18 protein-coding genes, 1 pseudogene and 1 riboswitch are annotated in these 17,982 nt (G+C 61.3%); of the genes and pseudogenes, 10 read left to right on the plus strand and 9 right to left on the minus strand.

From position 1 onward, the window contains the following. Both WBK23_RS07400 and WBK23_RS07405 read right to left on the minus strand, forming a co-directional pair. Positions 1 to 843, minus strand: a complete 843-nt coding sequence (locus tag WBK23_RS07400) for a methyl-accepting chemotaxis protein (protein ID WP_424483430.1) — start codon at positions 841 to 843, stop codon at positions 1 to 3. Between the two features lie 15 nt (positions 844 to 858). Further along, positions 859 to 2,139: pseudogene (locus WBK23_RS07405) on the minus strand (HAMP domain-containing protein); the annotation flags it as partial. Positions 2,140 to 2,372: 233 nt separating this feature from the next. Here WBK23_RS07405 and WBK23_RS07410 point away from each other — a divergent pair. Further along, positions 2,373 to 3,185 (plus strand): M48 family metallopeptidase, encoded by an 813-nt coding sequence (locus tag WBK23_RS07410; protein ID WP_424483340.1) that lies wholly within the window; start codon positions 2,373 to 2,375, stop codon positions 3,183 to 3,185. A 54-nt stretch (positions 3,186 to 3,239) separates the two neighbouring features. Here the strand turns inward: WBK23_RS07410 and WBK23_RS07415 are convergent, their stop codons facing one another. From WBK23_RS07415 to WBK23_RS07430, 4 genes are all read right to left on the minus strand, one after another. Continuing rightward, positions 3,240 to 3,683 (minus strand): ketosteroid isomerase-related protein, encoded by a 444-nt coding sequence (locus WBK23_RS07415; protein WP_424483341.1) that lies wholly within the window; start codon positions 3,681 to 3,683, stop codon positions 3,240 to 3,242. A 110-nt stretch (positions 3,684 to 3,793) separates the two neighbouring features. Continuing rightward, positions 3,794 to 4,378, minus strand: a complete 585-nt coding sequence (locus tag WBK23_RS07420) for a TMEM165/GDT1 family protein (protein ID WP_424483342.1) — start codon at positions 4,376 to 4,378, stop codon at positions 3,794 to 3,796. 75 nt (positions 4,379 to 4,453) lie between these two features. Beyond that, positions 4,454 to 4,585: riboswitch (yybP-ykoY riboswitch) on the minus strand. Positions 4,586 to 4,621: 36 nt separating this feature from the next. Beyond that, positions 4,622 to 5,620, minus strand: coding sequence for a methyltransferase (locus tag WBK23_RS07425; RefSeq protein WP_424483343.1), 999 nt, complete (start codon positions 5,618 to 5,620; stop codon positions 4,622 to 4,624). Between the two features lie 28 nt (positions 5,621 to 5,648). Continuing rightward, the gene (locus WBK23_RS07430) at positions 5,649 to 6,614 is read right to left on the minus strand and encodes a 2-hydroxyacid dehydrogenase (protein ID WP_424483344.1); all 966 of its coding nucleotides are present in this window, start codon (positions 6,612 to 6,614) and stop codon (positions 5,649 to 5,651) included. A gap of 80 nt (positions 6,615 to 6,694) precedes the next feature. On the opposite strand from WBK23_RS07430, the gene WBK23_RS07435 reads away from it, so the two are divergent. Beyond that, complete coding sequence (locus tag WBK23_RS07435) at positions 6,695 to 7,324, plus strand: LysE family transporter (protein ID WP_424483345.1); 630 nt, start codon at positions 6,695 to 6,697, stop codon at positions 7,322 to 7,324. 61 nt (positions 7,325 to 7,385) lie between these two features. Here WBK23_RS07435 and smpB read toward each other — a convergent pair whose 3' ends face one another. After that, complete coding sequence (smpB, locus tag WBK23_RS07440; protein ID WP_424483346.1) at positions 7,386 to 7,868, minus strand: SsrA-binding protein SmpB; 483 nt, start codon at positions 7,866 to 7,868, stop codon at positions 7,386 to 7,388. Between the two features lie 269 nt (positions 7,869 to 8,137). On the opposite strand from smpB, the gene WBK23_RS07445 reads away from it, so the two are divergent. Together WBK23_RS07445 and WBK23_RS07450 are read left to right on the plus strand one after the other, a co-directional pair. Continuing rightward, the gene (locus tag WBK23_RS07445) at positions 8,138 to 8,572 is read left to right on the plus strand and encodes a type II toxin-antitoxin system RatA family toxin (protein WP_424483347.1); all 435 of its coding nucleotides are present in this window, start codon (positions 8,138 to 8,140) and stop codon (positions 8,570 to 8,572) included. Beyond that, entirely contained in the window at positions 8,565 to 8,885 is a 321-nt protein-coding gene (locus tag WBK23_RS07450) for an RnfH family protein (protein ID WP_424483348.1), read from the plus strand. The genes WBK23_RS07445 and WBK23_RS07450 overlap by 8 nt, the downstream gene beginning before the upstream one ends. 60 nt (positions 8,886 to 8,945) lie before the next feature. On the opposite strand, the gene WBK23_RS07455 is transcribed toward WBK23_RS07450, so the two are convergent. Beyond that, complete coding sequence (locus WBK23_RS07455; RefSeq protein WP_424483349.1) at positions 8,946 to 9,467, minus strand: outer membrane protein assembly factor BamE; 522 nt, start codon at positions 9,465 to 9,467, stop codon at positions 8,946 to 8,948. Between the two features lie 97 nt (positions 9,468 to 9,564). On the opposite strand from WBK23_RS07455, the gene fur reads away from it, so the two are divergent. Beyond that, positions 9,565 to 9,969: a ferric iron uptake transcriptional regulator gene (gene fur, locus WBK23_RS07460; protein ID WP_424483350.1), complete on the plus strand. Its 405-nt coding sequence runs from the start codon at positions 9,565 to 9,567 to the stop codon at positions 9,967 to 9,969. A gap of 62 nt (positions 9,970 to 10,031) precedes the next feature. Here the strand turns inward: fur and recN are convergent, their stop codons facing one another. After that, a complete protein-coding gene (gene recN / locus WBK23_RS07465; protein WP_424483351.1) occupies positions 10,032 to 11,705 on the minus strand; it encodes a DNA repair protein RecN in 1,674 nt (557 codons plus the stop codon). A 155-nt stretch (positions 11,706 to 11,860) separates the two neighbouring features. On the opposite strand from recN, the gene grpE reads away from it, so the two are divergent. From grpE to carA, 5 genes are all read left to right on the plus strand, one after another. After that, the gene (gene grpE / locus WBK23_RS07470; protein WP_424483352.1) at positions 11,861 to 12,430 is read left to right on the plus strand and encodes a nucleotide exchange factor GrpE; all 570 of its coding nucleotides are present in this window, start codon (positions 11,861 to 11,863) and stop codon (positions 12,428 to 12,430) included. A 99-nt stretch (positions 12,431 to 12,529) separates the two neighbouring features. Next, positions 12,530 to 14,443, plus strand: a complete 1,914-nt coding sequence (gene dnaK / locus WBK23_RS07475; protein WP_424483353.1) for a molecular chaperone DnaK — start codon at positions 12,530 to 12,532, stop codon at positions 14,441 to 14,443. Positions 14,444 to 14,579: 136 nt separating this feature from the next. After that, positions 14,580 to 15,707 carry a molecular chaperone DnaJ gene (gene dnaJ / locus WBK23_RS07480; RefSeq protein WP_424483354.1) on the plus strand — a complete coding sequence of 376 codons (1,128 nt, stop codon included), beginning with the start codon at positions 14,580 to 14,582 and terminating at the stop codon, positions 15,705 to 15,707. A 77-nt stretch (positions 15,708 to 15,784) separates the two neighbouring features. Beyond that, on the plus strand, positions 15,785 to 16,588 hold the full coding sequence (gene dapB, locus WBK23_RS07485; protein WP_424483355.1) for a 4-hydroxy-tetrahydrodipicolinate reductase: 804 nt from the start codon (positions 15,785 to 15,787) through the stop codon (positions 16,586 to 16,588). Between the two features lie 220 nt (positions 16,589 to 16,808). Further along, positions 16,809 to 17,957, plus strand: coding sequence for a glutamine-hydrolyzing carbamoyl-phosphate synthase small subunit (gene carA, locus WBK23_RS07490; protein ID WP_424483356.1), 1,149 nt, complete (start codon positions 16,809 to 16,811; stop codon positions 17,955 to 17,957). Positions 17,958 to 17,982 lie beyond the last annotated feature (25 nt).

Genomic DNA, 17,982 nt, shown 5'->3' on the forward strand with positions numbered 1-17,982 from the left:
TCAGACCTTGAACTGGTTGATCAGGCGGCGCTGCTGCTCGGCCAGTTTGGTCAGCTCGGCGCTGGCCTGGCTGGCCTCGTCGGCTCCTCCCGCGACCTCGTTGGCCACTTGGCCGATATTGGTGACGTTGCGATTGATGTCCTCGGCCACTGCGCTTTGCTCCTCGGCGGCGCTGGCGATCTGGGTGTTCATGTCGTTGATCACCGACACCGCCTGGGTAATCGACTCGAGCGCCTCAGCCGCCTGGCTGGCCTGCTGCACGCTGACCTCGGTCTTGTCCTGGCTGTCCTGCATGACCTTCACCACTTCACGGGTGCCGTGCTGCAGTTGCTGAATCATGGTCTGGATTTCTTCGGTGGCCTTCTGCGTCTTCTGTGCCAGGTTGCGCACCTCATCGGCCACCACGGCAAAGCCGCGACCCTGCTCGCCGGCACGCGCCGCCTCGATCGCGGCGTTAAGCGCGAGCAAATTGGTTTGTTCGGCAATCCCGCGGATCGCCACCAGGATGGCGTTGATGTTCTCGCTGTCCTTGGCCAGGGTTTGCACCACACCCACTGCTCGGCCGATTTCCTGGGCCAGCGCGGCAATCGCGTCGGCGGTGTGCTGCACGGTCTGGCGACCCTGGTTGGCCGCTTGGTCGGCATGGTTGGCGGCTTCAGCCGCCTGGTTGGCGTTGCGCGCCACGTCCTGGGCGGTGGCGGTCATCTCATGCACGGCGGTGGCCACCTGATCAATCTCGGCCATTTGCCGCTGTACACCCTCGTTGGTGCGGATGGCGATGTCGGCGGTGTGCTCGGAGGAATCGCTGACCTTCTGCACCGAGGTGACCACATCGCGGATCATGTTCTGCAGCTTGTTGAGGAAGGTGTTGAAGCCATTGGCGATCTGTCCGAGTTCGTCGCTGCGGTCGACCTGCAGGCGCTTGGTCAGGTCACCGTCGCCCTTGGCGATATCGTCGAGCATCAACACCATCTGCCGCAGCGGGTGGGCGATGCCATAGCCGACGAACCAGATCACCAGCAGACCGATGCCGGCCACCAGCAGGCCGACCAGGGCCATGCCAACGGTGTCTTCCTGGGCTTGCTCGGCGAGGCCGCTCTGGAGTTTTTTCAGGTCGGCAAATACCGCGGTGGTTGGCAGCTCGATGGCCAGGGTCCAGCGGGTCGAGGTGCCGGCCACCTTGAACGGCAGCAGCAACTGGAACAGCTGGCGTTCCTCGTCGAGTTTGTTGATCGCCTGTTCGCTGCTGTTTTGCTTGAGTTGCTCCAGCAGCTCGGCATCCAGCACCTTGCTGGCCGGCTGGCCGATCAGGCTGGCGTCTTTGGTAGCGGCGATCAGGGTGCCATTGGCGGCGATCAGCGCCAGTTCGCCGGCACCGTCATACAGTTCGCCCTTGGCGGTAGTCAGCAGCCCCTGGATAAAGTCCAGGGCCAGGTCGTTGCCCACGACGCCTTTGAACTGACCGTCGACCAGGATAGGTGCGTTGAAGGAGGCAACCAGTACTTGCTTGCCACCGAAGTCGTAAGAGGCAGGGTCGATCACACAGGGCTGTTTGCTGGCCTTGGGGCACAGGTAGTATTCACCTTCGCGTACTCCTGTGGGCAGCAGCTTCTCGCTTTCCATCTGCACGGCGGTCAGCGCGGCTACCTTGAGCTGGCCATTGTCCCTGTACCACCAGGGCATGAAGCGCCCAGTAGCGTCATAGCCGGCGGCCTCCTGGCCGGCGTAGAGATCATCGTCCTGATCGAAGGCATTGGCTTCCCAGCCGATGTAGAGATCAATCAGTTTCGGGTTCTTTTCCAGATACACACTGACCAGTGTCGACAGCTCATCACGGCTGAGACTTACCTTGGTTGCGCCGTCCGCGCCCTGGGCCATCTGACTATTGAGAGTCGCCAGGAACTTTGAGAGGTTCATCGGCGCTTCGAACTCTCGCTGCAAATCGCCCACCTGAGCTTCAGCCAGGGCCACCAGGCGCTGATCGATCACTTCTTCCAGCAGGCTCTGGGTGCGTTCTTGCACCAGGCCCTGGGTGCGCGACCCGGCAAACAGCGCGTAGAGCACCAGTGCCACCACCACAGCCAGGATGCTGGCCCCCGCCAGGATGACGACGGAAAACTGGATCGACTTGAATCGCATGGGGACTCCTCAACGCGTTGGTTGCACCTGTCCCTGGCTTATCGGCCGTCTAGCGCCAAAGCATTAGCAGGCTGTTGAAAAACTACCTGCGTTGCCATCACGGCGTTAAAAACAGCCTTTTAGCGCTCCTGCAACTAGCAAAGGAGGTTGAGGGTCATAGTGCAAGTGGTGCAGGTTGTTTTGCTCTGAGGCTCGGCCTAGCATACGGCCCCCTGTCGTGACGGAGAACAGACATGAATACCCCATTTCGCCTGGCCGGCCTGGCGCTTTGCAGCCTGCTGTCGGCCTGCCAGGCAGTGAACACCACCAGCGGCGGCGTGGTGGGTGTCGAGCGCAAGCAGTACATGTTCAGCATGCTATCGGCCCAAGAGGTCGACAGCATGTACGCCAAGGCCTATCAGCAGACGCTGAGCGAGGCTTCGAGCCAGGGAGCGCTGGACAAGAGCAGCCAGAATGCCAAGCGGGTCAATGCGATAGCTCGTCGGCTGATTGCCCAGGCACCGGTGTTCCGCGCCGATGCGGCGCAATGGGACTGGCAGGTCAGTCTGATCAAGAGCGACGAGCTGAATGCCAACTGCGGCCCGGGTGGCAAGATCATCGTCTACAGTGGCCTGATCACTCAGTTGCAGCTGACCGATGCCGAGCTGGCGGCGGTGATGGGCCACGAGATCGCTCACGCCTTGCGCGAACACAGCCGCGAGGCGATGTCCAAGGCCTATGGCACGCAGATGGCGACCCAGATGGGCTCTGCTCTGCTCGGTCTGGGCGAACTCGGTCAGCAGATGGCCGGTACCGGGGTGGAGTACCTGATGACCCTGCCCAATAGCAGGGCCAACGAAAACGAGGCGGACATCATTGGCCTGGAGCTGTCTGCTCGAGCCGGTTACGACCCGAACGCGGCCATCAGCCTGTGGCAGAAGATGGCCCAGGCCGGTGGCGGCGCACCGCCGGAATTCATGAGCACGCACCCCTCGTCGAGCAGTCGGATTACTGCACTGCAGGCGGCGATCCCGAAAGTTATGCCGTTGTATGAGCAGACGCGCTAAAGCGCGGTAAACAAAAAGCCCCCGCTTGGGGGCTTTTTGTTGGGCGCTATTGGCTCAGGGCAGTGCTTTGGCGGCGAAGGGTTGAGTGGCCAGGCCCAGCTGTGAGCGGAAGCTCTCCATGTCGAACATGGTGCAGATTTCCTGAATCTCATTGCTTGGGGTGAGGGTCCAGAAGGCCATGGCCGAGATGCTCAGCACCTTGTCGCTTGGCGGGTAGCCCAGCGCCGGTTTCTGGATGGTGCCGATCAGGGTGCTCCAGGTGACCACCTTGTTGTCCTCGGCGATGCATTCCTCGATCACCACTTGCAGGTCCGGCATGGCGTGTCGGATGTCCTGCACCATCTGGGCGAACGCCAGGCTGCTCAGCGGGCGGCCGATAAACGAGCTCTTGTAGAGGAAATCCTTGCTGTGCAATTGCTCGGCAAGGGCCGTGCGGCCTTTGTTCCACGACAGGTCGATATGGTGGCGTACCAGCTTTTTCCGATCATCCAGCGACATGCGTGTCTCCCTGACTGCTGAGTGAAGTGGGCAGAATGTTGCGCACTGTAGCAGCCGTCAGGAAGCCGAGGTATTGGCCGAAACGCCAGAGCCCTGGCGTCAACTTGATGTCAAATTAGCCCGCTGAATTGCAGCGCCTGATACCCCGCATAGACTGCCAGGGCTGCAAAGGCGCAGGCCGCCACGCGGCGGATCAGGGTCAAGGGCAGGCGTTCAGCGGCGAAATTGCCGGCCAGCACCACCGGCACGTTGGCCAGCAGCATGCCCAGCGTGGTGCCGATGACGACCAGGACAAAGTGCGGGTACTGCGCGGCCAGCATCACGGTGGCAACCTGGGTCTTGTCGCCCATTTCGGCGATAAAGAAGGCAGTCAGCGTGGTCAGGAATGGCCCGTAGCGCTTGAAATTGGAGCTTTCATCGTCGGCCAGTTGATCCGGGATCAGCGTCCACAGGGCCACGGCAACAAAGCTGGCGGCGAGAATCCAGCTCAAGGTGGCGGGGGAGAAGAAACTGGCTACCCAGTTGCCGATAGCGCCGGCGGCGAAATGGTTGGCCAGAGTGGCGACCACGATGCCGCAGATGATCGGCCAGGGTTTGCGAAAGCGTGCGGCCAACAGCAGGGCGAGTAGCTGCGTCTTGTCGCCGATTTCGGCCAGGGCAACGATAAAGGTGGGCACAAACAGGGATTCGAGCATCAGGATTCCTAAAGGGGCGGGTCGACACGGCTATGACACGTACAGCCTTCCCGCCCCGGGTAAGGTGTGCGTGTCATAGGTCTTGTCAAACCGCAGGCCTCACTGAGTGGGCCTTGGGTCGCACGCGCCATGCTCTGCTGAGCAAGTATGTTGACGCGTGCCGGGCGAGCTGGCGCTCGCGGGAGACTACTCCCCTAGGACGCGCGCATTCTGCCCGCGCCTCCTCGATAGGGCAAGCGCCGTTTAGCCTTTGCGCGCGCGGTAGATGCGAAAGCCCTTGGCGTCAGCCAGGGTCTGGCAGGGGCCGAGGTGTTGTTCGATCAGTGGCGGATATTTAAGGAAGCTGTTGGCGACCAGGCGCAACTCACCTTTGCTGGCCAGGTGCTGGCTGGCCTGGCGCAGCAGGTGCTCGGTGGCCTGGTAGTGAGTGTGCACGCCCTGATGGAAGGGCGGGTTGCTGAGGATGGCGCTGAGGCCATGCGGGGCAGCGTCGATGCCGTCGGCGTTGATGACCTCCGCTTGCAGGCCATTGGCTTGCAGGGTCAGGCGGCTGCTGGCGACGGCAAAGGCGTCGACATCCAGCAGGGTCACCTGGCTGTCCGGATAGCGGCGTTTCAGCGCCGCGCCGAGTACCCCGGCTCCGCAGCCGAAATCCAGGATATGCCCGCTGGGTAAACCGTCGAGGTGTTCAAGCAGCATGGCGCTGCCAACATCCAGGCGGCCGTGGCTGAAAACGCCGGGCAGGCTGTGCACGGTCAGGGGGCCGTCTGGCAGCGGCAGTTCATAGCGCTGCGCCAGGCTCGGCAGGTCGGGTGCGGCGGGAGCGTGCTTTACCTGCACTTGCCAAAGTTGGCAATGCCGCGCGCTGTCGAGTTTGCGCGCTTGCCCGAACGTCGCCAGTTGCTTGGCCGCGCGCTCGACGCCGGCGCGTTTCTCACCGACCAGAAACAGTTCGCGACCGCCCAGGCGTGCGGCCAGGGCGTTGAGCAGGTAGTCGGTCAACTCGCGGGATTTCGGCAGGAACAACACAGCAGCCTGAAATTCATGTGCAGGCGGGCTGACGCCGAAGTGGCAACGCCCGGCAAAGCGCGCATCCAGCAGCGCATGCTCGCCTGCATGCCAGCTCCAGCCCTGAGCCGCAGGCAGCTGGCCGAGCAGGTCGTCGGCGGGCAGACCGACGCACAGCAGTGCGCCGGTGAATAGATCAGCCTGGCGCAGCAGTACTTCGCTTCGCGGGTCCATAAGCGCTCCTGGAAAAAAGTCGCGTAGCTTAGCCGACTACGCGCACGGGCGCGCCGTTGAAAAAGGCCGAGGCGTTTTCACTCAGCTGGCCGACGATACGTTGCCGCGCTTCGCGGCTGCCCCAGGCATTGTGCGGGGTGATGATCAGGCGCGGAATATCGCTTGCGAGCAGCGGGTTGACGTCCCTTGGCGGCTCCTGACTGAGTACGTCGGTCGCCGCGCCGCCGAGGTGCCCTGCGCGCAGGGTGTCGGCCAGGGCTTGTTCGTTGATCAGGCCACCGCGTGCGGTGTTGATGACAAAGGCCGTGGGTTTCATCAGGCCGAGTTCGCGTGCGCCGAGCATATTCAGGGTGTCGCTGTTCAGCGGACAGTGCAGGGTCAGGGCATCGACCTGCGGCAGCAGCTCTGCCAGTGGCAGGCGGTCGGCACGCGGCGGTCGGCCGGGTAGCTGGCCAAGCAACACGCGCATGCCGAAGGCTTCGGCCAGTTTGGCCACCGCGCTGCCCAGTTCGCCATGGCCAAGCAGGCCGAGGGTCTTGCCGTGCAGTTCGATTATCGGGTGATCGAGCAGGCAGAACTGCGCAGCCTGCTGCCAGTGGCCGGCGCGCACGTCCTGCTGGTAGTCGGGCAGCCGGGTCGCCAGGGCCAGTAGCAGCATCAGGGTGTGTTGCGCCACCGATGGCGTGCCGTAGCCTTGGCAGTTGCACACGCTGACGCCATGGGCGCGGGCGGCCGCCAGGTCAATCGGGTTGGTGCCGGTGGCGGCTACCAGCACCAGTTTCAGTTCCGGGCAGGCGGCGAACACCTCGGCATTCAGCGGCACCTTGTTGCTGATCGCCACCTGTGCGCCTTGTAGGCGTTCGATGGTTTGCGCCTGGGTGCTGTGTGGATACAGCTGCAGGTCGGAGAAGCAGGCGCTCAGGCCGGACAAATCAAGGTCACCTAGGTCGAGTGAACTGTGGTCGAGAAAGACGGCGCGGTGACTGTTACTCATCAGCTGTATCTATCCTGCGGGTTTGGGCGGGGAGTAAGGTGGCGAGCCTAGCAGAATCATTTCGACGCGCGGAGCCGCTTATGTACTGGACCGAATTTTTAGCCGTGGCCCTGATTCACCTGCTTGCGGTGGCCAGCCCAGGCCCTGACTTTGCCATTGTGGTGCGCGAGAGCGTCGGCCATGGTCGGCGTGCCGGCATGTTCAGCGCGGTCGGCGTGGGCTGCGGGATTTTCATCCATGTAGCCTATTCGCTGCTGGGTATCGGCTTGATCGTGTCGCAGTCGATTGTGCTGTTCAACGCGCTGAAGTGGCTGGCCGCCGCCTACCTGCTGTACATCGGTATCAAGGCGCTACGCGCCAAACCGGCAAGCCCGAGCGCCGCCGAGTTAAGCCTGGATGAGGGCGCGCGTTCGCCGCGTGCGGCGTTTGTTGCAGGCTTTATCACCAATGGCCTGAACCCCAAGGCCACGCTGTTCTTCCTCTCGCTGTTTACTGTGGTAATCAACCCGCATACGCCGCTGCCGGTGCAGGCGGGTTACGGGGTTTACCTGGCGGTGGCCACCGCGTTGTGGTTCTGCATGGTCGCGCAACTGTTCAGCCATCAGCGCGTGCGTGCCGGTTTTGCCCGTATGGGCCACTGGTTTGATCGGCTGATGGGGGCGGTGTTGGTGGGGCTCGGCGTTAAGCTGGCATTCAGCGAGTTACGCTAAGTAAATCGCTGCAACGAAAACGCCCCGCATTGCGGGGCGTTTTTGGTGGTGCAGGGCGGACTCAGTCGTCTTTGCCTTTACTGCGCATAGCGCGCTGCACTTCGCGGTCGGCGTCGCGCTCTTTTTCGGTGTGGCGCTTGTCGAAGTCTTTCTTACCCTTGGCCAGGGCAATCTCGCACTTGATCAGGTGCGCCTTCCAATAAATCGACAGTGCCACGCAGGCATAGCCTTTCTGCTGCACGGCGCCGAACAGCTTTTCCAGTTCGCGCTTGTTCAGCAGCAGCTTGCGCGTGCGCGTCGGGTCGGCGATCACGTGGGTGCTGGCCGCCGTCAGCGGGGTGATGTGGCAGCCCATCAGCCATGCTTCGTCGTTCTTCAGCAGCACGTAGCTGTCGACCAGCTGGGCCTTGCCGGCGCGCAGGCTTTTCACTTCCCAGCCGGACAGGACCAAGCCAGCCTCGAACCTAGATTCGACGAAATAGTCATGCATCGCCTTCTTGTTTTGCGCGATGGTGCCTTGCGGATGTTTCTTTTGTTTAGCCATAGGGCGCGCATTATAGGGAGTCACTGGCGCGGGCGCTATGCGCGCAGCAGGGCAAAACGCTGGATTGGCGTGTTCATGGCGCTTCGCACTTTCTGCCGTGCTTGAGCCACTTCGGTGAATCCCCGACAATGCGCGGGCTTTATCGACAGGGCAGGCCGGTTATCGAGTCAGGTCGGGTTGTTCTGGGTCGCGCCGTTTGGCGTGTTAATCGTATTTTTGTGTGCTTGGCGTATGCCAGCGCGCACCCTGGTAAGTGAAGTGGCAGTGCTATGAGTACCCGTATCCAGCGTTCGGCATTACTGCCTTATCCGGCCCAGGCGTTGTTTGATCTGGTCAACGATGTGGCCAGCTACCCGCAGTTTTTGCCCTGGTGTTCGGCCAGTGAAGTGCTGGAAGTCAGCGAAACCCATATGCGCGCCAGTCTGGCGATCGCCAAGGGCGGTTTGAGTCAGCGCTTTGTCACGGCCAACAGCCTGGTGCCGGGACAGTCGATCAGCCTGAATCTGGTCGAGGGGCCGTTCACTCAGCTCAGCGGTTCTTGGGAGTTCAAGCCGCTGGGCGATTCGGCCTGCAAGATCAGCCTTGACCTGACCTTCGACTATGCCGGGCCGCTGGTGCGCGCGACCCTGGGGCCGCTGTTCAATCAGGCGACCAATACGTTGGTCGATGCCTTCTGTCAGCGGGCCAAGCAGTTGTATGGATAAGTCAGGCATTGAGGTTGAAGTGGTGTATGCCCTGGCTGATCAGCAGAAACTGCTGCGCCTGAGCCTGCCCCGCGGCACCACGGTGCGCCAGACTGTGTTGCAGTCGGGTATGCAGCTGCACTTTCCTGAACTGGATCTACTCGGCTGCCCCTTGGGTATCTTCGGCAAGGTGGTGAGCAAGCCCGAGGAACGCGTGCTTGAAGAGGGCGAGCGGGTGGAAATCTACCGGCCACTGCTGGCTGACCCGAAAGAGGTGCGCAAACTGCGCGCGGCAAAGGCGGCACAAGCCCGTACTGAAGCCCCGAATACCTAGTTGAGCGAATCGAACGCATAAAAAAGCCCGGACATGTCCGGGCTTTTTTGTCGCTGAAGCTTACTGCGGGGCGCTTTCCAGTGGCTCGGGCGTTGGCACCGGCACGGTTTGCACGTCGTCTACTTCGCGCTGGATCTGCTCAAGCAGCGAGCCTGGCGCAGGTTTTTCTTCAACCTGTGGCTGCGGTGTGGCTTGCGGGGTAGCGGTTACGCTGCCGTCTTCGCCCAGAATAGCCTGGTCGCGGCTGACGCCCGGCATAAAGTCACCCGACAGGCCCACAAGCTGGTCGTCGGCGCTGAAGTTGATGCTGACGCGCTCTTGCAGGCGCTGACCGCCGCCTGGCTGGATGCTGTACAGGTAATCCCAGCGATTGGCGTGGAAGGTATCGGTCAGCAGTGGGTTGCCCATGATAAAACGCACTTGCTTGCGGGTCATTCCCGGGCGCAACTGGTCTATCATGTCCTGCGTCACGACATTGCCCTGTTGGATGTCGATTTTATAAACCCCGGGGAATGAACAACCGGCGAGTGCGAGTAGCCCCGTAAGGGTGAGGCTGGTCAGCAGGAGCTTGGTTTTTTGCATCGGTGGGCGACTTCCACTATCTTGGCTGGGCAACATAATCCCGGATCATACCCGCAATAAGGGAAGCTGCGAAGCCGCTTCCGCGAGAAAGCAGACCATGGTTGAAAATAGCGAACTACGTAAGGCTGGCCTGAAAGTGACCCTGCCACGGGTCAAGATTCTGCAAATGCTCGACTCTGCTGGTCAGCGTCATATGAGTGCGGAAGACGTCTACAAATCACTGATGGAAGCCGGCGATGACGTGGGCTTGGCCACCGTCTATCGCGTACTGACCCAGTTCGAGGCCGCCGGTCTGGTGGTTCGCCACAACTTCGACGGCGGCCACGCCGTGTTCGAGTTGGCGGACAGCGGTCACCACGACCATATGGTCTGTGTCGATTCCGGTGAGGTGATCGAGTTCTTCGATGCCGAGATCGAAAAGCGTCAGAAAGAAATCGTCAAAGAGCACGGTTTTGAGCTGGTCGATCACAACCTTGTGCTCTATGTGCGCAAGAAGAGCTGATTGATCCCTGTATGAAAAAGGCGATCCTAGGGTCGCCTTTTTTCTTGCTGCGTTTGTAGGGCTCAGGCCTGCGCGCTGCTGACCATTTTTCTGGCGTGGGCCAGAGATTCCTCGGTCAGGTCGACGCCACCGAGCATGCGCGCGATTTCCTCGACGCGTTGGGCGCTGTCCAGCTTGCTGACGGCAGTGCGCGTGGCATCGCTGTCGCGCACCTTGTGCACGAATAGGTGCTGGTGCCCCTGCGCCGCGACTTGCGGCAGGTGAGTGACGGTCAACACCTGGCCGCGTTCGCCGAGGCGACGCAGCAGTTGGCCGACCACTTCGGCGGTGGGACCGCCGATGCCGACATCGACTTCGTCGAAGACCAGCGTTGGTACCCGCGAAGTCTGTGCGGTGATCACCTGAATGGCCAGACTGATGCGCGACAGCTCGCCACCCGAAGCAACCTTGGCCAAGGCTTTCAACGGCTGGCCGGGGTTGGCGCTGACCAGAAATTCCAGCTGCTCCAGGCCATTAGGGTGCGGCTCGCTGCTGCTGTTAGCGCTTAGCTTGATGTTGAAACGCCCGCCCGGCATGCCGAGGTTCTGCATTTCCAGCTCCACTGCACTGGCCAGTTGGCTGGCGGCGTTGTTGCGCAGGGTGCTCAGTTCGCTGGCTTTTTCCTGATAGTGGCGTTCGAAGGCGGCTAGCTCTTCGCTCAGGCGTTCGGCGGCCTGGTCGTCGGCGTTGAGGCTTTCCAGCTCCTCGAACAACTGTTGCTGCATCGCGCTCAGCTCGCTGGGCTGGATGCGGTGTTTGCGCGCCAGGGTGTAGATGGCGTCCAGGCGCTCTTCCATCTGTTGCAGGCGCTCGGGGTCGGCGTCGAAATGATCGAGAAAACGGTTCAGTTCACCGACCGCTTCTTCGACCTGGATTTGCGCGCTGGCCAGCAGGTTGGTCGCTTCGCTCAGTGCTCCGGGCTGACCCTGGAAGGCACCGAGGCGGTTGAGGCTGCTGGTCAGGGCGGACAGCACGTTGCCGGCGTCATTCTCGCTGCATTGCTCGATCACCAGGCGGCACGCGCTGAGCAGGCTTTCGGCGTTGGTCAGGTTCTTGTGTTCCTGCTCCAGCTGCTCTAGTTCGTTTTCGCCCAGGGCCAGATTATCCAGCTCTTCAAGCTGGTAGCTGAGCAGCTGGTGGCGGGCGCGCTGTTCGTCGCCGATGTTGGCGATGCGTTCCAGCTCGTTGCGCGTCTGTTTCCAGCGCTGTGCGGCCAGCTGCACCTGGCGCGCCAGCTCCTGGCTGCCGGCGTATTCGTCGAGTAGGCGGCGGTGGGTGTCTGGCTTGAGCAGAGACTGGTGCTCATGCTGGCTGTGAATGTCGATCAGCAGCTCGCCGAGCGCTTTGAGATCGCCCTGCGGGCAGGGTGCGCCGTTGATATAGCCGCGTGAGCGGCCTTCGGCGGTGATCACCCTGCGCAGGATGCACGGGCCGTCATTGTCCAGGTCGCGCTCGGCCAACCAGGCGCGCGCTTCTGGGATCTCGGTCAGGTCGAAGCTGGCGAGAATGTCCGCCTTGTCGGCACCGGGGCGCACCACGCCACTATCGGCGCGATCGCCTAGGGTCAGGCCGAGGGCGTCGAGCATGATCGATTTGCCCGCGCCGGTTTCGCCGCTGATCACGCTCATGCCGGCGTCCAGTTCGAGGTCGAGGTGTTCAACGATGGCGTAGTTGTGTACGGACAGGTGCACCAGCATGGCGAGGGCCTCCCAAGTTCATGTCTGGTTATTTATACAGTGTTTTTTTGTGGGCTGACAATCCGTCTGTTGTCCTTGAAACCATATTTTTTGGCCCCATATAGCGGTCAGGCACGTGAGTTGAGGCTCACGTCGAATTTTTAGAGGAGAGACGCATGGCTGACGAACAGACCCTGGATACGCAGAATCCCGACCTGCAAACCGCTGCCGACGCAGCCTCGGGTGATGAGCTGGCTGCCCGCGTGCAAACGCTGGAAGAGCAGCTGGCGACTGCGCAGGATCAGTCGCTGCGTGTGGCTGCAGACCTGCAGAACGTGCGCCGTCGCGCCGAGCAGGACGTGGAGAAGGCGCATAAGTTCGCCCTGGAAAAATTCGCCAACGACCTGTTGCCGGTCGTCGATAGCCTGGAGCGCGGCCTTGAGCTGTCGAGTCCGGATGATGAGGCGATCAAGGCGGTGCGTGAGGGCATGGAGCTGACGCTCAAGCTGTTCCACGACACCCTCAAGCGTTACCAGCTGGAAGCCATTGACCCGCATGGCGCGCCGTTCAACGCCGAGCACCACCAGGCGATGGCGATGCAGGAAAGCACCAATGTTGAGCCGAACTCCGTGCTCAAGGTGTTCCAGAAGGGCTACCTGCTCAATGGTCGCCTGCTGCGCCCCGCCATGGTGGTGGTCAGCAAGGCACCGGTCGAAGCGCCGCCATCGATTGATGAGCAGGCTTGAAATTCGCCGAGCTGCCCCCATTAAACAGTCAAGCGTTTTAGTGCTACCGCCGCTGACAACGATCAGCGGCGGGATTATCAAAGTTTCGGGAGAGTGAATATGGGCAAAATTATTGGTATCGACCTGGGGACCACCAACTCGTGCGTCTCGGTTCTGGAAAACGGTGTTGCTAAAGTTATCGAAAACGCCGAAGGCGCGCGCACCACGCCGTCGATCATCGCCTACGCCAACGATGGCGAGATTCTGGTTGGGCAGTCGGCCAAGCGCCAGGCAGTGACCAACCCGCACAACACCCTGTACGCGGTAAAGCGTCTGATCGGTCGTCGTTTCGAAGAAGACGTCGTGCAGAAAGACATTCAGATGGTGCCGTACAAGATCGCCAAGGCCGACAACGGTGACGCCTGGGTTGAAGTGAACGGCCAGAAGATGGCGCCGCCACAGATATCGGCTGAAATTCTCAAGAAGATGAAGAAAACCGCCGAAGACTACCTCGGCGAGCCAGTGACCGAAGCGGTGATCACCGTTCCGGCCTACTTCAACGACAGCCAGCGCCAGGCCACCAAAGACGCCGGCCGCATCGCGGGTCTGGACGTTAAGCGCATCATCAACGAGCCGACTGCGGCCGCTCTGGCTTACGGTATGGACAAGGCCAAGGGCGACCACACCGTGATCGTTTATGACCTGGGTGGCGGTACCTTCGACGTGTCGGTGATCGAGATCGCTGAAGTCGATGGCGAGCACCAGTTCGAAGTGTTGGCCACCAACGGCGACACCTTCCTCGGTGGTGAAGACTTTGACATTCGTTTGATCGATTACCTCGTCGACGAATTCAAGAAAGAAAGCGGCATGAACCTCAAGGGTGACCCGCTGGCCATGCAGCGCCTGAAAGAAGCCGCTGAGAAAGCCAAGATCGAGCTGTCCTCGAGCCAGTCGACCGACGTCAACCTGCCGTACATCACCGCAGATGCCACCGGTCCTAAGCACCTCAACGTGAAGATTTCCCGCGCCAAGCTGGAATCGCTGGTTGAAGACCTGGTGCAGCGCACCATCGAACCGTGCCGTATCGCGCTGAAAGACGCCGGTATCGACATCGGTGCGATTAACGACGTGATCCTGGTCGGCGGTCAGACCCGCATGCCGCTGGTGCAGAAGCTGGTCACCGATTTCTTCGGTAAAGAAGCGCGTAAAGACGTCAACCCGGACGAAGCTGTAGCCATGGGTGCTGCTATCCAGGGTGCGGTACTGTCTGGCGACGTCAAAGACGTGCTGCTGCTCGACGTGTCTCCGTTGACCCTGGGTATCGAAACCATGGGCGGCGTGATGACCGCGCTGATCGAGAAAAACACCACGATTCCGACCAAGAAATCGCAAGTGTTCTCGACTGCCGACGACAACCAGGGCGCCGTGACCATTCACGTGCTGCAGGGCGAGCGCAAGCAAGCCAGCGGTAACAAGTCCCTGGGCAAATTTGACCTGGCCGAGATTCCGCCAGCCCCGCGTGGCGTACCGCAGATCGAAGTAACCTTCGATATCGACGCCAACGGCATCCTGCATGTCGGCGCGAAGGACAAGGCGACCGGCAAGACTCAGTCGATCGTGATCAAGGCCAACTCCGGTCTGTCTGAAGAAGAAATTCAGCAGATGGTGCGTGATGCCGAAGTCAACGCTGAGGAAGATCGCAAGTTCGAAGAGCTGGCGACCGCACGTAATCAGGGCGATCAGCTGGTGCACGCCACCCGCAAGATGATCGTTGAGGCCGGCGACAAGGCGACTGCCGACGAGAAAGCGGCCATCGAGAAAGCGCTGGGTGAGCTGGAAGTGGCGATCAAGGGCGACGACAAAGCTGCCATCGACGCCAAGATGACCGCGCTGTCCGAAGTCACTGCTCCGTTGGCGCAGAAGATGTACGCCGAGCAGCCGCAGCCGGGTGCTGCGCAAGGTGCCGACGAGGCCAAGGACGCAGCTGACGACGTGGTCGACGCTGAGTTCGAAGAGGTCAAAGACAACAAATAAATAGGCACAAATAGGCGCAAGCTTATGCCGCTCTGGCCGGGTGCGACGCGAGTCGCGCCCGGCATGATCCGCCGCGCGGGAGCTTGCTCCCGCGTTGGCGTGTCTGGAGTAGACGATTTTAAGGTGTTGAAGACTTATGGCTAAACGTGACTATTACGAGGTGCTCGGTGTCGAGCGCGGTGTCAGCGAAGCGGAGCTGAAAAAAGCCTACCGCCGTCTGGCAATGAAGCATCACCCGGACCGTAATCCCGACGACAAAGCCGCGGAAGAGAAATTCAAGGAAGCCAACGAGGCCTACGAAGTGCTCTCCGATGCGGGCAAGCGCTCGGCCTACGATCAGTACGGGCACGCTGGCGTCGATCCGCAAATGGGCGGCGGCGGTGGCGGCCCAGGCGGGGCGAACTTCTCCGATATCTTCGGCGATGTGTTCAGCGATTTCTTCGGTGGTGGCGGTCGTGGCGGCTCACGCGGTGGCGCGCAGCGCGGCAGTGACCTGCGCTACACCCTGGAGCTGGACCTGGAAGAGGCGGTGCGTGGCACCACGGTGACCATTCGCGTACCGACTCTGGTTAATTGCAAACCTTGCGATGGCTCGGGCGCGAAGAAGGGCACCACGCCGGTAACCTGTACCACCTGTGGCGGTATTGGCCAGGTGCGTATGCAGCAGGGCTTCTTCTCGGTGCAGCAGACCTGCCCGCGCTGCCACGGCAGCGGCAAGATGATCACCGATCCTTGCGGCTCCTGCCACGGCCACGGCCGGGTCGAAGAACACAAGACCCTGTCGGTGAAAGTGCCGGCTGGCGTCGATACCGGCGACCGCATCCGTCTGTCCGGCGAAGGCGAGGCGGGCGCCATGGGCGGCCCGGCGGGCGACCTGTACGTTGTGGTGAACGTGCGCGAGCACGCGATCTTCCAGCGCGACGGCAAGCACCTGTACTGCGAAGTGCCGATCAGCTTTGCCGATGCGGCCCTGGGCGGCGAACTGGAAGTGCCGACTCTGGATGGTCGGGTCAAACTGAAAATTCCGGAAGGCACCCAGACCGGCAAGATGTTCCGTCTGCGTGGCAAGGGCGTGGCCCCGGTGCGTGGCGGCGGTGCCGGCGACCTGATGTGCAAGGTGGCGGTGGAAACCCCGATCAACCTGGACAAGCGTCAGCGCGAACTGCTTGATGAGTTCCGCAAAACCCTGGAAGGCGATAGCTCGCACTCGCCGAAAGCCAATGGCTGGTTCGAGGGCGTTAAGCGCTTCTTTGGCGATCTGTAAAACCCGGCGGCAGGCTGTGGTGCGAAGGTTAATCCGCGCCTCCACAGCTTGAGGCTTGCAGCTTGGAGCTGAGTTCTATGCAACGTATCGCAGTGATGGGCGCCGCTGGGCGCATGGGTAAAACCCTGATCGAGGCCGTGCAGCTGGCCGACGGCGCGCAACTGAATGCGGCGGTTGATCGTGCCGATAGTAGTCTGGTCGGTGCTGATGTCGGTGAGCTGGTCGCGCAGGGCAAGATTGGCGTCAGCCTGTCGGGTGATCTGCACGCAGTGCTCGATCAGTTCGATGTGCTGATCGACTTCACTCATCCGTCGGTCACCCTGAAGAACCTGGAAATCTGCCGCCAGGCCGGCAAGGCCATGGTCATTGGCACTACCGGTTTTTCCCCGGAAGAAAAGCAGTTGCTGGCGGATGCCGGCAAGCAGATTCCGATCGTGTTTGCCGCCAACTTTAGCGTCGGCGTCAATCTGTGCCTGAAGTTGCTCGACACCGCCGCGCGGGTGCTTGGCGATGACGTGGACATCGAGATCATCGAAGCGCATCACCGGCACAAGGTCGACGCGCCGTCCGGTACTGCGCTGCGCATGGGGGAAGTCGTAGCCAATGCCCTGGGGCGTGATCTGCAGAAGGTCGCCGTCTATGGGCGTGAAGGCCAGACCGGTGCGCGCGAGCGCGAAACCATCGGTTTTGCCACCGTGCGTGCCGGTGATGTGGTCGGCGATCACACCGTACTGTTCGCGGCTGATGGTGAGCGCGTGGAAATCACCCACAAAGCATCGAGCCGCATGACCTTCGCCAAAGGCGCGGTGCGCGCGGCGTTGTGGCTGCAAAAACGTCAGCCGGGCCTGTACGACATGCAGGATGTTCTGGGGCTGAATTGATGTTGAACTGGGGCATTCTGTCGCAGGAGTGGCTTTTGTCTGGGTCTTAAGCGCAACTGGCGGTGGACCAAAAAGGCACTTTCCTGTAAGCTTTCTGCTTTAGTGTGTCCACTAAAGTTGCGCAGAATGAATCAGATAAAAAAGCGGGGTGACGGTCGATACGTCATCCCGCTTTTTTACAATCTGCGTTTGCTTCACGTTTTGATTTTTGGAGGTTTTCTTGAGTAAGCCAGCCCTTAAACCTGCCATTTTGGCCCTTGCTGATGGCAGCATTTTTCGTGGCGAGGCCATCGGTGCCGATGGCCAGACTATTGGTGAGGTGGTTTTTAACACCGCCATGACCGGCTATCAGGAAATCCTCACCGATCCTTCCTATGCCCAGCAGATTGTCACCCTGACCTATCCGCACATCGGCAACACCGGCACTACGCCGGAAGACGCCGAGTCCAACCGCGTATGGGCAGCTGGCCTGATTATCCGTGACCTGCCGCTGACCTCCAGTAACTGGCGCAACAAGCAGCCGCTGGATGAATACCTCAAGGAAAACGGCACTGTCGCCATCGCCGGTATCGATACCCGCCGCCTGACCCGCATCCTGCGTGAGAAAGGCTCGCAGAACGGCTGCATTCTGGTGGGCGATGACGCCACCGAAGAGAAGGCGCTGGAGCTGGCACGCAGCTTCCCCGGCCTGAAAGGCATGGACCTGGCCAAAGTGGTCAGCTGCACCGAGCGCTACGAATGGCGCTCGAGCGTGTGGGGCCTGGAAAACGACAGCCACCCGCAAATCCCGAGCAGCGAGCTGAAGTACCACGTGGTCGCCTATGACTACGGCGTTAAGTGGAACATCCTGCGCATGCTGGTCGAGCGCGGTTGCCGCCTGACCGTGGTGCCGGCGCAAACCCCGGCCAGCGAAGTGCTGGCGATGAAACCTGATGGCGTATTCCTGTCCAACGGCCCGGGTGATCCCGAGCCTTGCGATTACGCAATCGCAGCGATCAAGGAAGTGTTGGACACCGAGATTCCGGTGTTCGGTATCTGCCTCGGCCACCAGCTGCTGGCCCTGGCCTCCGGTGCCAAGACCCTGAAAATGGGCCATGGCCACCACGGTGCCAACCACCCGGTACAGGACCTCGACACCGGCGTGGTGATGATCACCAGCCAGAACCACGGTTTCGCCGTGGATGAGGCTACGCTGCCGAGCAACCTGCGCGCCATCCACAAGTCGCTGTTTGACGGTTCCCTGCAGGGTATCGAGCGTACCGACAAGGACGCCTTCAGCTTCCAGGGGCACCCCGAAGCGAGCCCCGGCCCAGCCGATGTGGCCCCGCTGTTCGACCGTTTTATCGAAACCATGGCCAAGCGCCGTTAAGCCCGCCGACTGACCCAAGGATTCG

The sequence above is a fragment of the Pseudomonas sp. genome, from assembly GCF_049653025.1.
Lineage (GTDB): Bacteria > Pseudomonadota > Gammaproteobacteria > Pseudomonadales > Pseudomonadaceae > Aquipseudomonas.

Coding starts and splice junctions, on each gene's coding strand:
- dapB (WP_424483355.1), top strand. CDS start 15,785: ATGCAACGTATCGCAGTGATGGGCGCCGCTGGGCGCATGGGTAAAACC.
- WBK23_RS07430 (WP_424483344.1), bottom strand. CDS start 6,614: ATGAGTAACAGTCACCGCGCCGTCTTTCTCGACCACAGTTCACTCGAC.
- recN (WP_424483351.1), bottom strand. CDS start 11,705: ATGCTGGTGCACCTGTCCGTACACAACTACGCCATCGTTGAACACCTC.
- dnaK (WP_424483353.1), top strand. CDS start 12,530: ATGGGCAAAATTATTGGTATCGACCTGGGGACCACCAACTCGTGCGTC.
- WBK23_RS07445 (WP_424483347.1), top strand. CDS start 8,138: ATGAGTACCCGTATCCAGCGTTCGGCATTACTGCCTTATCCGGCCCAG.
- fur (WP_424483350.1), top strand. CDS start 9,565: ATGGTTGAAAATAGCGAACTACGTAAGGCTGGCCTGAAAGTGACCCTG.
- dnaJ (WP_424483354.1), top strand. CDS start 14,580: ATGGCTAAACGTGACTATTACGAGGTGCTCGGTGTCGAGCGCGGTGTC.
- WBK23_RS07450 (WP_424483348.1), top strand. CDS start 8,565: ATGGATAAGTCAGGCATTGAGGTTGAAGTGGTGTATGCCCTGGCTGAT.
- WBK23_RS07400 (WP_424483430.1), bottom strand. CDS start 843: ATGATCCGCGATGTGGTCACCTCGGTGCAGAAGGTCAGCGATTCCTCC.
- WBK23_RS07410 (WP_424483340.1), top strand. CDS start 2,373: ATGAATACCCCATTTCGCCTGGCCGGCCTGGCGCTTTGCAGCCTGCTG.
- smpB (WP_424483346.1), bottom strand. CDS start 7,868: ATGGCTAAACAAAAGAAACATCCGCAAGGCACCATCGCGCAAAACAAG.
- WBK23_RS07420 (WP_424483342.1), bottom strand. CDS start 4,378: ATGCTCGAATCCCTGTTTGTGCCCACCTTTATCGTTGCCCTGGCCGAA.
- WBK23_RS07455 (WP_424483349.1), bottom strand. CDS start 9,467: ATGCAAAAAACCAAGCTCCTGCTGACCAGCCTCACCCTTACGGGGCTA.
- WBK23_RS07435 (WP_424483345.1), top strand. CDS start 6,695: ATGTACTGGACCGAATTTTTAGCCGTGGCCCTGATTCACCTGCTTGCG.
- WBK23_RS07415 (WP_424483341.1), bottom strand. CDS start 3,683: ATGTCGCTGGATGATCGGAAAAAGCTGGTACGCCACCATATCGACCTG.
- grpE (WP_424483352.1), top strand. CDS start 11,861: ATGGCTGACGAACAGACCCTGGATACGCAGAATCCCGACCTGCAAACC.
- WBK23_RS07425 (WP_424483343.1), bottom strand. CDS start 5,620: ATGGACCCGCGAAGCGAAGTACTGCTGCGCCAGGCTGATCTATTCACC.